This is a genomic window from Pseudoduganella albidiflava (assembly GCF_004322755.1).
Classification (GTDB): domain Bacteria; phylum Pseudomonadota; class Gammaproteobacteria; order Burkholderiales; family Burkholderiaceae_D; genus Rugamonas; species Rugamonas albidiflava.
Genome location: NZ_CP036401.1, coordinates 3,204,502 through 3,219,287, shown reverse-complemented (window position 1 = coordinate 3,219,287; position 14,786 = coordinate 3,204,502). Strand labels below are relative to the sequence as shown.

The following is a 14,786-nucleotide window of genomic DNA, read 5'->3' as shown; positions in this document are numbered from 1 at the left end:
GTGAACGTGGCGGTTGGCTTGCCGCCAAGGCCTGCACGTGGCCATCGCATCGTGTCTTTGCCGGGTCCATAAACTCAAGCACGGGCACGACCGGCCATCAATGCAGTTTAGCATTCGCTGCCGGAAAGTCCCGGAGTTTTCCAGGCACGGCTGGCGCGGCAAACAGGGTTGAACCCGCTCGACATCCGTCTGCGGCATGCAACAGCGTCATGATGACAAACCGGCATGCCATGCTGTACATTGCGGGGGCTGTCAACTGCCGCCGCACTGGCGCCCGGCGGGCTCGCTGCTGTCCGGCCATTCAACTGAACTCTCTATGCACGCGTTATATTCAAAGGCACTGCTCAGGCTGATCCTGCTTCTCGGCGTGAGTATCCTGTTCGGGTATCTGTGCGTCATCCGCAGCTATCACCGCGTCGCCCTGTTCGAGCAGGACGATTTCTCCTGGCAGCTGCGCACCCACAGCACCAAGGACGCGACGACGAACGTGAACGCGCGAGTCGATGCCGAGCGCCTGATCATGGAATTCGTCCTGTCAGGCAGCAATCCCCATTCCTATATCTCGACCGGCCTGCTGTTCACGGACCGCAACCGCAAACCGGCATTGTTCGACTGGTCCAGGTTCGGCAAGATCAGTTTCGAGGCGCGCTGCTTCCCTGCCGGTACCATCCGGGTCGGCCTGACCACCTTCGATGACAAGTTGTCCAAACCGGAAGACTTGATGACCTATCGCCCACCGGGGGCATACATCAAGTGCAACCAGGACGGGGCCCGCGTCGAACTCGACCTGGCACATCTGACCATTCCGGATTGGTGGGTCGACATGAACAAACTCAATCAATCCGATCTGGGCTACTCGCTGGCCAAGGTTGCACAGATCGAATTCGGCACCAGCAACGCCAGCCCGGTGGGCACCCTGTCGCGTATCGAAATCGGGGGGATCGAATTGCACGAGCGGAAATACGGCTACCTGTATCTGCTGGCCGCCCTCCTCATCCTCGCGTGGACTGGTTTCGCGTTCTGGTTCGCCAAGCAATATGCGCTGGCCCTGGCCAATGACCTGCGCGCACGGATGCAGAAAGACCTGCCGCTGGTGGCGTACCAGCAACTGGCGCTGGAGCCGCACCGGGAACGGGAAAAATCCGCCATTTTGAGGTTGCTGGCGACACGCTACGCGGATCCGGAACTGGATATGGAAACCGTGGTCTCGGAAACTGGCGTCAATCGTAATAAGGTTAACGACATATTGAAGAAGGAAATGGGCTATACGTTTGTCGGCTACTTGAACAAGCTCAGGTTGACCGAGGCATCGCGCCTGCTGGTCGAAAACACCAGCGCCAGCATTGCGGAAATCGCCTATTCGGTCGGGTACAAGAACTCCTCGTATTTCAACAAGCTCTTCAAGGAAGAATACGAATGCACGCCCAAGGCATTCCGGGAGGTGTGCAAGAAGGACGCACGGGAGCCCGCTTCCTGAAGCCAGTATCCCTGAAGCCAGTTTTTCGCTGGCGGCGCCGAGCGTAGCCGGATTCCTTCTATAGTAGCCAGCGGGGTCAATAGCGGCCATTTCACCAAGCGCGCGCAACTGAATGCGCCATAGTTTCCGGAGCACCCATCTGGCAAAGAGGAATTCATGCTTCATTGTTTCCCTTCTGCCGCCCGGCCTCCTCCCTGAAATGCGCCACATGGATAGCGCGCATTTCCTCCAGCTCACCCTTAATATGCCGGGTATCGATCAAAGGCTCCTCGCCTGATGGCGAACTCCCGGAGCCCGTCCCGAACATGGGCCGCTTCGTCCCATTTCCAGCCGACGCGCCGTGCTTCGGTACGATAATCGCTTCAAGTGGCGGCGCCGCACTGCTTCTCGTTCCTGGGGCGAACGCGTCACCACGAAGCGTTTGTTCGTTCCCGATATTAAAAGAGGCCCTGCGATATGCAACTCAATTCCCGTGGTTCACCCGCTCTGCTGTTCATTTCAGGATTATTCTCGGTTTCTGTCTGCCAGGCGGCCGAGGTCGACAACTGCAAGGTCAAAGCGGCGGTCGAACAGGTAATCAAGCCGATCATGGAAAAAAACGCACTCCCTGGAATGGCGGTTGGCGTGAGCGTGGATGGCCAACGCTGCGTTTATAACTTCGGCGTCATGTCGAGGGATACGAAACAGAGCGTGACCGACGACACCCTGTTTGAAATCGGCTCGATCAGCAAGATGTTTACGGCAACGCTGGCCACCTATGCGCAAGCCGACGGCAAGCTTGCCCTGACCGACAAAGCCAGCGAGTATGTGGCCCAGCTCCGTGGAAGCGCGTTCGACAAGGTCAGCATTATGAACCTGGGTACCAATACCGCAGGCGGCTTGCCGCTTCAAGTGCCGGGCGAGGTGCAAGACGCCGATCAGCTGATGGCCTATTACCGTAACTGGAAGCCCGACCATATCGCCGGGTCGTCGCGCACGTATTCCAATCCCAGTTCCGGCCTGCTGGGCATCGTAGTGGCCGCGAGTCTGCAGATGCCGTTCGATGTGGCAATGGAAAAGCAGCTCTTCCCCGCCTTCGGGCTGACGCACACTTACCTCGGTGTGCCGGCCGACCAGATGCAGAACTATGCGCAAGGTTATACCTGGAAGGACGAGCCGGTCAGGCTCAGTGCGGGCCCCGTGGCGCTGTATGCCTATGGCGTGAAGACAACCGCGACCGACTTGCTCCGCTTCCTGGAGCACAACATGCACCCCGGGCAACTCGACGCCAAATGGCAACGCGCAGTCCGTGACACCCAGGTTCCGCATTACCAGATCGGCCCCATGACACAAGGGTTTTCGTGGGAAATGTATCCATATCCATTGAAACTCGATGTGCTGTTGGCGGGAAATTCAGAGCAAATCGTATTCAAGGCAAACGCCACTGCCAAACCGGAAATATCGCAAACGGCGCAGGTCGAGTTGCTGGTGAATAAGACCGGCTCGACTGCTGGCTTTTCCAGTTATGTGGCCTTTGTTCCAGCAAAGCGAATCGGTGTCGTCCTGCTCGCGAATAAAGCCTATCCAATGGCGGACCGGGTCACCGCGGGTTACAACATTCTTGAGCGCCTGAACAGCAGTCAGTGAACCCTCCTGTTGCCGGTCTCCAGCCATCGACATCGATGTGAGTACGCCGCCGTCGATGGCGGGCACCGGTACCGAAGTTACGCCGAGCCGTTCGCTCGGCTGTCCATGCGCGGTCTCGCGACATCGATAGTGCCGCGCTGCCTGGTCGGCACAATCCTTCTCTATTTTCCGTGACCGACGGGGCAGCGCCGATCAAGGCCTGCTTGAACCGATACGCTCGGCACTTGGTCCTCCAATAAAAGTGTGTAGCCGACCGGTCCGCCTGCTGCTTTGGCAATCCGGTGCGGTGCCGTGCGACGTGCTATTGCGCGTTCGCCGGCGCTGACTGCCAGGCTCCAAGAACCAACCAGGGACCGGCAACGGCATAACGCATTTGGTGAAGAGATTTCAAGGTGCAGATAATCGTATTGATACTGCACTTCATGCAATCGACCTGCCGCGATGGCGGCGCGGCCACTGGCGCAGAGGGAGTGGCCGGATCGAATGGCGACCCGTCCCAGCGAACAATAACAAAAATTGCACGAATGCCGGTTCCGCCCGTGCGGATTTTTTTCGCCGGGCCGTCATCGCTCGAAATGGCGTATTCCGCCCCGTATTTTTGACGCATTGATTGGGATAGACTCCGCCGAACTGCCGGGCAAGAGAGCGTGCTCTCCGTCCCGCAATCGACAGCAAAGCTGCCAATCGACAGCATTAAAAAAACGGAGCGGAGAAGACATGAGTGTAGTAAAGAGCAGTGTGATGGCGCTTGCAATGCTGGCGTTCGCGCCAGTATTTGCGGCCGTGACCATCGACATCGATCCGGCCAGGCCGGGTGCCGTCATCAACAAAAACATTTATGGCCAGTTCGCAGAACATCTGGGCACCGGAATCTATGAAGGCATGTGGGTCGGCCCTGGCTCCAGGATTCCGAATATCCGGGGCTGGCGCAGGGACGTGGTTGGTGCGCTGAAGGAATTACGCGTACCGCTGGTGCGTTGGCCGGGCGGCTGCTTTGCCGATGAATACCACTGGAAAGATGGTATCGGCCCGCGTGACAAACGCCCGGTCAAGGTCAACACCAACTGGGGCGGCGTGGAAGAAAGCAATGCGGTCGGCACCCATGAATTCTTCGATCTGGCCGAAATGCTGGGAGCCGACACCTATGTGAGCGGCAACCTGGGCACTGGCTCCCCGCAGGAAATGTCGGAATGGATCGAGTACATGACATCCGACAGCAAGTCGACCCTGGCCGAGCTGCGCCGCAAGAACGGCCGCGCCAAGCCGTTCAAGGTGGATTTTTTCGGCGTCGGTAACGAGTCATGGGGTTGCGGCGGCAATATGACGCCGGAGTACTACGTCAATCTCTACAACAACTACGAAACCTTCCTGAAGGCACCGGCGCAATACCGCCCGAAAATCGTTGCCGGCGGCGGCCACACGAACAACCGGTGGACCGACGTGCTGAGCAAGGGCCTGAAGGGCCGCACCGCCGGCATCAGCTACCACTACTACACCATCCCCACCGGGAACTGGGACGTCAAGGGTTCGGCCACCGGCTTTCCGGAGGCGCAATGGATGTCGACCCTGGTGAATGCCCTGAAAATCGACACGAGCATCAGGGAAAACGTCGCGGCGCTCGAGAAGAACGATCCGGAAAAAAAGATCGGCTTCCTGATCGACGAGTGGGGCACCTGGTACGACGTGGAGAAGGGCACCAATGCCGGCTTCCTGTTCCAGCAAAACACGCTGCGTGACGCCGTCGTCGCGGCGCTGCACTTCAACATCTTCCATGCCCATGCGGACCGGGTCACGATGACCAATATCGCGCAGATGGTCAATGTGCTGCAGGCGATGATCCTCACCGACAAGGACCAGATGCTGCTGACTCCGACCTACCATGCCTACAAGATGTATGTGCCGTTCCAGGATGCGACCTCGTTGCCGGTGACCCTGCGCGACAACGTCGAGTACCGGGTCGGCGCGGCCAGCATCCCGATGATCAGCGCCTCGGCGGCGCGCGCCAGGGACGGCAAGCTGTACCTGGCGATCGTCAACACCAACCCGAACGAGGCGTCGGACGTGGCGGTCAATGTCGCCGGACAGAACGTCTCCGGCGCAAGCGGCCAGGTGCTGACAGCGGCGGCGATGGACGCCCACAACACCTTCCAGCAAAAGGATGCGATCAAGCCCGCGCCGTTCAAGGCGAAGGCGGCCAATGGCACCTTGCGCCTGAAGATCCCGGCCAAGGCGGTGTTGGTCGTCGCGGTCGAGAGCTGACCCAACAGCCACACGCTCCTCCTGCGCACGCCGGTGCGCTGAAAAGAGGCGGATTCCATCTTGTCGGCAGCGTGGCCGGTGACATGTCATGTGAAGTCGACCCGATGAAGCAGACCCACTGAAGCAGACCCAATGGAGAGGAAGCAAAAAATCATGAGGGGACAACAAGAATGAGAGTACAGCAAACGGCTATCGGGCTGGCATGCGCCGCGCTGCTCGCCGCCTGTGGTGGTGGTGGTGGTGGTGGTGGTGGTGGCGATAGCGCCGGCGAAGGCGGGATGGCGCAATCGGTTTCCTTCCCATTCCCGGGCGGCGAGACGCTGGCCGTTCCGCCGACCATCGCGACCATCACGCTCAAGGCCACAGCCAGTTCCGGCGGGGAGATTGCATATGTGTCGAACACGCCTGGCACCTGCAGCGTGAGCGGTTCCACGCTGTCGCTGCTGAAAGCCGGCGAGTGCTCGGTGAACGCCAACCAGGCCGGCGGGAACGGCTATGCTGCGGCCACCGCGCGCCAGCTGTTCGTCATTCCCAAGCAGCCGCAGGCGATCCGCTTCCGCAATCCGGGCAAGCAGCCCCTGGATGGGACGCCAGTGCCGCTGGCCGCGGCGTCGAGCCTGGGCTTGCCGGTCGTCTTCACCTCCAGCACCCCCGCGGTGTGCTCGGTCGACGGAAGCTCCCTGCATAAGCTCGCCGATGGGCTGTGCATCGTCACCGCGACCGCCGACGGCGGCGAGATCTACGAGACGTCGAAGCTGGAAAGGACCATACCGATCGGCACCGCGGCGGCGCCCGAGCTGACGTTCTCGAGCGGTTACAAGAGTGCGACGCTGACCAACGAGAACGGGAAAGTCGAACAGGGCGGCGGCAGCAGCCTGCGCAACTGGTGGTGCGACGGCTGGTGCGACCTGCGCCTTTCGGCGGACGGCAGCACCGTCAGCAATACGTACAGCTGGCAGCAAGAGCCTCCCAGCGGCGGCTGGTGGCACACCTGGGCGCAAATCGACGTGTACGCGCCTGGGGTGGCGAGCAAGTCGACTGCCGGAAACACGGCCGAAGGCATGCGGATCGATGCCCAGGCGGAGCTCAGGTTCACCCTCGGCCTGAACCAGGAATGGTTCGATTCGACCAACAACCAGGTCAACGTCGACCTGGTCCTCGGCCACTACAACAGGAAAGCCAACAACGATCACTGCAACGTGACGCTGCGGGCGACGTTCAAGCCAGGCTCCGCGGACATGACGGACTACACGATCCGCCTCAAGGACTTCGCCGTCGTGGATGGCGGCTGCGAGCTGGCGGAGCTGGATCCCTGGGTCGAGCTGCAGGACTATCCGATCGTCCTCGTTTCGTTCGCTTCGACGGAAGGCAACGTCAATGTGCCGAGTACCACCGCGCCGGCGCCGAACTACCCGACCACGGTCAAGCTGAAAGGCAAGATCACCCTCCAGTGATGGCGGACGACGATGTACTCCGCGCCGCCCGGCGTGGTGGGCAACCAGGGCACAACAAGAATTCAACAGGATGGAGACAATGGGGACAATTGGAACAATCGGAAGGCGGCAACCCTTGCGGATGACCGCACTGGCGTTCGCGGCGGTGCAGCTTGCCATGCTGTACAGCGGCCAAGCACAGGCACAGGCCGCGCTTGAGGCGCCGTCCGCCAAGGACGAAGAAGTCACGACCGTGGTCGTCAGCGGGCAGCGCGCGGCCATGAAATCGGCTGCGAAGCTCAAGCAGAATGCCGAGGAAGTGGTCGACGGCGTCGTCGCCGAAGAGGCGGGCAAGCTGCCGGACAGATCGATCACCGAGGTGCTGCAGCGCGTTGTCGGCGTGACGATGGACCGCAACCGCTCGCGCGGCGACCCGGAACATTTCTCGGTCGAGGGTTCCGGCATTTCGGTGCGCGGCCTGACCTGGGGTTCGTCCACCCTGAACGGCCGCGAATCGTTCTCGGCCGGCTACCCGGGACGTGAATTGAGCTGGGGCGACATCCCGGCGGAACTGATGTCCGCGGTGGTCGTGCACAAGAACCCGCCGGCCGAACTGATCGAAGGGGGCGTCAGCGGACAGGTCGACTTGCGCACCGCGCTGCCTTTCGACTACAAGGGCGACAAGTTCGCAGCCTCGACGTACGTGAACCACAACGAGCTCGGCAGAAAAACTTCGCCCGCGCTCTCCGGCCTGGTCTCGCATCGATGGGAAAACAGCTTCGGCCAATGGGGCGCGCTGCTCAACCTGTCCGGCAACCAGAACAACAACCGCAACGACACGATCCAGCTGGACGCCTACTTTCCCCGCACCGACATCATCGACGGGCGGACCGTGTGGGTGCCCAAGTCAGGCTCGTGGCGTACCAACACCAGCAAGACCGACCGCGTCGGCGTGTATGGCGCGCTGCAGTGGAAGAAGGGGGGCATGGAATCCGCGCTCACCTATTTTCACTCCGGCTACAAGGAAACCGGCACCGAGAACGCGCTGTATACGGGCGTGGAGGACGCCTACAAGTCCGTGCTCGTGAACCCCCAGTTCGATGGCAACGGGGTACTGCGGTCGGCCAGGTACACGTATCCGATCGGCGGCCGCGGTGCGAACAACTTCGCCGCGGGTGGACTGGGCTTCAGCAGCAACCAGGCCTATGGCGACAAGCGCTCGCAGACCCGGGAAATCGCCTGGAACGCCAAGTGGAACATCGACCAGCGCTGGCTGGTCCAGAACGACCTGCAATGGGTCCATGCCTCGAACAAGAGCATCGGCGGCAACCTGACGCTGGCGACCTACGTGCCGAGCATGGACATCGACCTGACCGGCAAGCCTGGCCGGATCACTTTCGACGATACGGCAAAGGCGTTCCTGCGGAACCGGTCGAACTACTACCTGGATGTCGCGGTACCGAACCTGAGCAAGGCGGAAGCCGACCTGTATGCGTGGAAGACCGATGTCCGCTTCAAGTTCGACCATCCGGTCATGCGCGACATCCGCTTCGGCGTGCGCGCAACCAAGCGCACGATCGAGAACATCGAGTCGATGGGCTCGCGCTGGATGTCCGCCGCCGAGCCATGGGGCGTCAAGAATACCTCCATCGCGGGACAGCCTGCCGTCAAGTCGGACTTGCCGGGCTGGGCGTCGCGCGCCAATCTCGGTTACCTGAGCGATCCGAGGTACGGGGCCCTGGTGGAGACCACGACCTACAACTTCGATAACTTCTTCAGCGGCAAGGTGCCGGCGCCTGGCGCCCTGGTGGTGCCGACCATGGCCGCGGTCAGGGACTACGGCAACATCCACAATATCGTCAACGCGGCCAGGAAGCTGATCTGCGAGGACGCCAACGCGGCACGCTTCGCGGACCAGCAGGATTGCTCGAAGTTGTCGGATCCCGCCTTGCCGCTCGTCTTCGAGGGCAACCCGGAACGAACCAGCCGCCAATCGGAACGGACCGAAGCCGTCTATCTGTCGACGCGCTTCGGCTTCGACGACCTGCGCTTTCCGGTTGAAGGCAGCGCCGGCGTGCGCGTGGTCCATACCCGCGCGGATGCCCAGGGCTACACCATCCTCAGGGTGCCCCGCAATCCGCCGCCATCGGTGCCGAGGTTCGCACCGATCGCCCAGGAGAACAACGACGGCCGCAGCGCCGTCGACGTGCTGCCAAGCCTTAACCTGAAGATGGAATTGACCCCACAGTTGCAAACGCGCTTCGGGTTCGGGCAGACGATGTACCGTCCGGGCTTCAACCAGCTGAGGGAGTACACCGAGGTCGAGCAAAAGCTCGTCACCGTTCCCGGCACAACGATGCAGAACGTCGGCTACGAGGGCTTCAGCCATGGCAATGTCAAGCTGAAGCCGATCAAGGCGCGCAGCTATGATCTGACGCTCGAGTGGTATCCCAAGGGTGGCGGGTCGCTGACGGCCGCGCTGTTCCACAAGGACGTGCGCGACATCATCATGAATTCGGCCTATACCCGCGACTTCAACAGCATTGCCGGCAACGCGCAAACTTTCCTGATCACCGCGCCGGACAATGTCGCGGACGGCAGCGTGACGGGGCTGGAGCTCGCTGGCCAGGCCTACTTCAATGATGTGCCAGCGCTGGCGCGCGTCTTGCCGGAATGGGCGAAAGGCTTCGGCGTCGCGGCGAACTACACCTACATCAAGAGCAGGCAGACCCTGCATCATCCCTTCAACCTGAAGTACTGCCCGGCCAAGGATACGTTCAACAACAGTTCGCTGAGCTTGTACGGTTGCGACACCAATGGCTTGCCGTTCACTGAAATGCCCCTGCAGTACCTGTCGCGCAACGCCTACAACCTGACCTTCCTGTACGACAGGGGACCGCTGTCGATGCGCCTGGCCTACAGCTGGCGCGGCCGCTTCCTGCAGGGCGTGAGCGTCAATGGCACGAAGGGCGACGACGGCGCCACCAGCGCCGACCCGACCCGGGCAACGGTCGTGGATGGCAAGACGGTGTATCCGCACGATGTGGGCTGGGGCTTGCCGACCTGGCAGGAGGCTGCCGGACAGCTGGACCTCGGGTTGGACTACAGGATTACCGAGCGCGTCCAGGCCAGTTTCTCGGCAACCAACCTCACGGATACGGTCGTCAGGCAGACCCAGCAGCAGTACATCGGCAACATGGCGCGTGCCTGGTTCGAGCCTGGCCGCAGCTATCGCCTGGCGCTGCGGTACACGTACTAAGCCATGGCGCTGTCCCGACATCAACTCTATCGCCATGCAGGCGCAATGGATACTCGTTAGTCTCCTGCCGCTTTGCCGGTGGTTTCACGGGCGGCTTCGGCCGCCCCTTTTTTCGTGCCGCTGTTCTCGCAGACTCGGCAAGGTTCCTCCTGTAGTCTGATTTCCTGGTGTCAGGGCTGCACGATCATCGATGCGCGGTCGTCCACCTGGCCGTCGACCCGGTTCCTGCCGCCGGGCAGCCCTTGAGGAAGCACTCCTTAGGTTCCGATGCGCCCACCGTCATTCTTGGTAATGACAATGGTCGCCGAACGGGGGCGCTTGCCGGCACCGTAGCCCGCGTTGGCCGGCCACTGGCTCTTGTACCTGGCCGGATCGCCAATGTCGGCTCGCGCGGTGTAAAGGCCCGGGTGCATGATGTTGATGAACAGCGCCTTGCCGTCAGGGGTCTCGGTGATACCGGTGATTTCCGAGTTGGACGGACCGACTAGGAAGCGCTTGAGCGTATCCGCGGTAGGCTTCTTGCCGACGAAGGTGTCGACATTGAGCTTGCTGCCGTCGGCCTTGTCGTAAGCAAGCGTGGTCCTGGCGCCGTCGCCGACCTGGCCAGGCACCGCCGCCAGCATCATGTTGTTGGTGACGTCGGCGTAAGCGTCGTCGTCGGTCTGGATCCAGCAGATGCCGGTGCTCTTCACGAAGGCCAGCCCGTCCGGGCTCGAGTGGTCCTGGTCGGCGGTCAGGCCCGACAGGTTCACCCTGGTCGCGTCGGCGCCGCTCTCCGCTGCGAACAGGTAGACGTCCCAGGTGAAGCTGGTGGCGGACGATCCTCCCGTGCCTTCCTTGAAGCGGATGATATGGCCGTTCGGGTTGCCGTTCTGGGCGGCGGCGCCCTGCATATCGGTGTAGACGCGCGGGTTGCCCGCGTCCGGCAACAGCGCCGGCGCGGCGCCCGGGTCGACGCTGCGGTTCGAGTTGTTGGTCAGCGTGTAGTAGACTTCGCCGGTGACCGGGTGTACCGAGCACCATTCCGGCCGGTCCATGCGGGTCGCGCCGACAGCGTCCGCCGCCAGGCGGGCGTTGACCAGCACATCGGCCAGGTCGGCGAACGGGTAGGTGGTGTAGGCGGAGATCAGCGGGTTGGCGAGCGACAGTTCGATCCACTGGCCGGTGCCGTCGGCATTCACCCTGGCCACGTACAGCGTGCCTGAATCGAGGTACTTGTCCCCGGTACCGATGCGGTCGGCCGGGGTCGCGTCGCTGGCGTTCCAGACTTCCTTCGAGACGAACTTGTAGATGTATTCGTTACGCGAGTCGTCGCCCATGTAAACCGCCAGCGGCTGGCCGGCAACCGGATTGCCGAACGCCCCGCTCTCGTGCGCGAAGCGGCCCAGCGCGCTGCGCTTCCTGGCCGTCCTGGTCTTGTCGTACGGGTCGACTTCGATGAGGTAGCCCTGGCCGTTCATTTCGTTGCGGTAGTCGTCGCTGCCGTTCGCCGATGCGCCTTTCCTGCTGATGTCCCAGCGCTGGTACCGGTCGTCCGCGCCGCCTGTTTCCCAGCCGTGGCGCGATGTGGCGCCCTGCCTGCGGCCATAGCGGCGCAGCGCAACGACGCTCTTGTCGTTGCCCCGTGCGGCATCGTCAGCCGCGCCCCGCACGAAGTAGCCGGCCCAGTTTTCTTCGCCGGACAGGTAGGTGCCCCATGGTGTACGGCCGCCGCCACAGTTGCTCAGGGTACCTCGGGTGCGGGTGCCGGCCGGCGAGTATTGGGTCACCAGGAGGGCGTTGCCGCGCGCCGGACCGGAGATCTCGACGTCGGACAAGGGAGTCAGCCGGCGGTTGAAGGGCGAATCGACGATGCTGGACCAGGTGCTGCCGGTCTTCTTCACTTCGATCACGCTGATGCCGTACACCGCGACTTCCTTGTCCACTTCGGCGGCGGGACGCGGCAGGGTGGCGGTGCCGCCATCGGCATGCAGAAAATGCGAGGCAAGTCTTTCGGCGGTGGTCGCTTCATGATTCATGGCCAGCACGCCGCGCTCGGCGCCGGAGGCCGATGGGACACCGCTGGCCGTCAGGCCGAAGTATTCCATGCCGTCATGATGGTCGCCGGCGCGGTTGTCGAAATCTGTGTCGGTACCGTCGTTCTTGTAGGCTGGAGTGGCGGCGCGCAGCGGGTCGCCCAGCGCATACAGGATGGTCGCGGTATAGCTGGCCGGCACGGCGACGGTATCGGCCAGGCTTTTCGGTACCGCGGCAAACGCCAGCAGCTTTTCGGCTGGTACGGGGGCCGCCGGGGGGATTGCTACCGGGTCCGGATCGCCGGAACCGCCGCATGCGCTCAAACCCATGGTGCCCATGACGGCGCCCGCCGCCGTCGCGAAGCCGGCGCGCAGCATGCTGCGGCGAGACATGCGCGCAGCCAGCACGGCATTGAAGTGGTCGTTCGATGAGTTGTTGCAATTGTCGTCATCCGGCACGGTCGACGGACGAATCGGATCATGAGGCTTGGTCATTGTTGTCTCCTGATGGGTGTCTTTTATTGTTGGATTTCCGCCGCGATCAAAACGCGGGATTGCAGTATTGCTAACGCAGGAGACATCAGTAAAATCGTTTCGGGTGATATGTCGTATCGCAAAGGCGGATGCGTGCACGCGCCTGTTTCACGCGTGGTAGCCGTTCGGCATTGGGGGGATGGAGCAGGTAGGGATGTGGGCCGCGGCGGTGGCGAGGCTTGTGCCGCAGCCGGTGCTGCCGCCGCACAAGTGCCCGTTGAATGCTTTACTTCGCCGACGAGTACGACAGGCCGAAGCGCCCGAAGCCGGCTCCTTTCGCGAAGCCGGCTCCGGCGCCGCAATGTTATCGAGCGAATCTGATACTGGCTCTTTGAATGGTCACGGAACCTGCTGTGCCAGCGAACTGGATGCCGACCCCCAGGGCTTTGGGCATGTTAAATGCGGAACAGGTGAATTCCGTGTCCTGGTTTGGCACCAGCACCTTGTCGGCGGTCCAGCACTTGAACTGGGAAGCAGCCCAATTGGAGCGGTAGGTGTAGAACTGCAGGATAGGGTCGATTCCGCCGCGCCGATTCGAAACAAACGTCTCATCGAAACGCAGGACCACTTTCAGGGTCGCACGGTGCCAGTCGACGGGATTGGCGAACGTATAGCCGGCAGTGGCGCCCGCCTGGGTGAGGGTCAATGCCATATTCGAGGCTGAACTGGTATTCGAAGCGCCACCGCTCAAGGTCCAGCTGTTCGGGGCAGTACTCAACGCGATTGCTTTTCCAGCTCCAGCGAGAAGCCCATCGTAAATTTGCGGGTCACCCACCGCTGGCGTACCACGGTCGAATAACAGGCCGGGATTCATTCCGATCTCCCAGTAGAACGGCAACATGCCGTGTGCCAGTGCCGATTTGGCGACATGCTGCGCGTAATAGGCCCGCGAGGCGCGATGCATGGGCATGTCGGTGCAAACTGTCTCGGGACGCAATACCGCGGCAAACTCCCCCAGCACGACGGGAATCCCCTGGTCCGCGAATTTTTCCTTCATTTTTGCGAACTGCGCATCGGTATAAGCTTCTTCCTCCCGGGTCGAGTTGCGATAGGTATCGGTGGTCGAATGGTGGCCGTTACCCCAATAACAGAACACCTGGGAATAGTCGGCATCTTCCGGCTGGTTCGTGAAGCTCCAGGGGTAGTAATGGACTTCGGCCATCTGGCGGCCCGCCACGGTGTCCGACGGCATGGCGTGCCAGTCGTTGAACGCCCTGTCGATGTCGGTCAAAGGCGCCTGGATCACCAGCACGCGATGCGCGTTCCTGCCACCTGTCGAACGTACCGCGTTGACGAATGTCTGGTGAAAACTGTCGAGAACGGCGATTTCCTCGGCGGTCCTGGCTTCGGGTTCGTTGGCACTGGCGAACAAGACATGCTCGTCGAAGTCACGCAGATGCGTGGCAATCTGCTCCCAGTAGGCTTTCTGCTTGGCGTTGACGGCGACTTTGCTGGCTTCGTTGATATTCCTCTCCAGCCAGCCACCGTCCCAATGGATGTTGACGATGACGTAGAGCCCGTTATCGACTGCTTGCTGCACCACCTGTTTCACGCGGTTGAGCCAGGCGTCGTTGATCTTTCCAGTGACCTGATCGGCATACTGATCCCAGGATACGGGGATCCGGATCGCGTCAAAGCCGCTGTCCTTGACCAGTTTGAGGTAAGCCGCGGAAACCACCGGATTGCCCCAGCATGTTTCCGACGGCGTATTGCAACCCCAGGCCTCCATCGTGTTACCAATATTGGTTCCCAGCCTGATCTTCGCGGCCAACTGCACAGCGTTACTGTGCATGCCGCTTGCATTGGGGGGAATCGGGTTGGTGTTGTAGTTGGGATAGGCTGTGATTGCAAAGGATTGCGTAGTCTGTGCGCCGCAACCATTGGTGTGGACGGCGGTTGCCGTACAGCTGGCGCCTGGCGACACGAATTGCTCTCGCGAAGAACCCGCTGTTCCACAGCCGCTCCATGACCAGGACCCGCCGTTGACTGGCTGCGGTCCCAATCCTATCCTGTTTCCGATATTGATCGCCGCAGTTGCGGTCATATTCCAGGCGCCATCCGAATAAATGTAGGGCGTTACCGGCGTTGGCGTGCACGTCTGCGCCTGGACGTCCACGGCGCCTCCCGATAGAGCCATCAGAAGGGATGCAATGCTGAGAGGTTTTTCGTTCATTTCACTTATC

8 protein-coding genes are annotated in these 14,786 nt (G+C 61.6%); 5 read left to right on the top strand and 3 right to left on the bottom strand.

Annotated elements, in window-relative coordinates:
* Positions 1-196: 196 nt before the first annotated feature.
* The gene (locus EYF70_RS13325; protein WP_131145839.1) at positions 197-1,477 is read left to right on the top strand and encodes a helix-turn-helix domain-containing protein; all 1,281 of its coding nucleotides are present in this window, start codon (positions 197-199) and stop codon (positions 1,475-1,477) included.
* A gap of 456 nt (positions 1,478-1,933) precedes the next feature.
* Positions 1,934-3,103, top strand: coding sequence for a class C beta-lactamase (ampC, locus tag EYF70_RS13320; RefSeq protein ID WP_131145838.1), 1,170 nt, complete (start codon positions 1,934-1,936; stop codon positions 3,101-3,103).
* A gap of 301 nt (positions 3,104-3,404) precedes the next feature.
* Here the strand turns inward: ampC and EYF70_RS13315 are convergent, their stop codons facing one another.
* Entirely contained in the window at positions 3,405-3,710 is a 306-nt protein-coding gene (locus EYF70_RS13315; protein ID WP_131145837.1) for a hypothetical protein, read from the bottom strand.
* Between the two features lie 110 nt (positions 3,711-3,820).
* On the opposite strand from EYF70_RS13315, the gene EYF70_RS13310 reads away from it, so the two are divergent.
* From EYF70_RS13310 to EYF70_RS13300, 3 genes are all read left to right on the top strand, one after another.
* Complete coding sequence (locus EYF70_RS13310) at positions 3,821-5,362, top strand: alpha-N-arabinofuranosidase (RefSeq protein ID WP_131145836.1); 1,542 nt, start codon at positions 3,821-3,823, stop codon at positions 5,360-5,362.
* A 170-nt stretch (positions 5,363-5,532) separates the two neighbouring features.
* Positions 5,533-6,816: a hypothetical protein gene (locus EYF70_RS13305; protein WP_131145835.1), complete on the top strand. Its 1,284-nt coding sequence runs from the start codon at positions 5,533-5,535 to the stop codon at positions 6,814-6,816.
* Positions 6,817-6,937: 121 nt separating this feature from the next.
* A complete protein-coding gene (locus tag EYF70_RS13300; RefSeq protein WP_229420909.1) occupies positions 6,938-10,054 on the top strand; it encodes a TonB-dependent receptor in 3,117 nt (1,038 codons plus the stop codon).
* A 257-nt stretch (positions 10,055-10,311) separates the two neighbouring features.
* Here the strand turns inward: EYF70_RS13300 and EYF70_RS13295 are convergent, their stop codons facing one another.
* Entirely contained in the window at positions 10,312-12,564 is a 2,253-nt protein-coding gene (locus EYF70_RS13295; protein WP_131145833.1) for a PhoX family protein, read from the bottom strand.
* 343 nt (positions 12,565-12,907) lie between these two features.
* Positions 12,908-14,776, bottom strand: coding sequence for a cellulase family glycosylhydrolase (locus tag EYF70_RS13290; protein WP_165497657.1), 1,869 nt, complete (start codon positions 14,774-14,776; stop codon positions 12,908-12,910).
* Between the last annotated feature and the right edge of the window lie 10 nt (positions 14,777-14,786).

Coding starts and splice junctions, on each gene's coding strand:
- EYF70_RS13300 (WP_229420909.1), top strand. CDS start 6,938: ATGACCGCACTGGCGTTCGCGGCGGTGCAGCTTGCCATGCTGTACAGC.
- EYF70_RS13305 (WP_131145835.1), top strand. CDS start 5,533: ATGAGAGTACAGCAAACGGCTATCGGGCTGGCATGCGCCGCGCTGCTC.
- EYF70_RS13315 (WP_131145837.1), bottom strand. CDS start 3,710: ATGCGTCAAAAATACGGGGCGGAATACGCCATTTCGAGCGATGACGGC.
- EYF70_RS13290 (WP_165497657.1), bottom strand. CDS start 14,776: ATGAACGAAAAACCTCTCAGCATTGCATCCCTTCTGATGGCTCTATCG.
- EYF70_RS13295 (WP_131145833.1), bottom strand. CDS start 12,564: ATGACCAAGCCTCATGATCCGATTCGTCCGTCGACCGTGCCGGATGAC.
- ampC (WP_131145838.1), top strand. CDS start 1,934: ATGCAACTCAATTCCCGTGGTTCACCCGCTCTGCTGTTCATTTCAGGA.
- EYF70_RS13310 (WP_131145836.1), top strand. CDS start 3,821: ATGAGTGTAGTAAAGAGCAGTGTGATGGCGCTTGCAATGCTGGCGTTC.
- EYF70_RS13325 (WP_131145839.1), top strand. CDS start 197: ATGCAACAGCGTCATGATGACAAACCGGCATGCCATGCTGTACATTGC.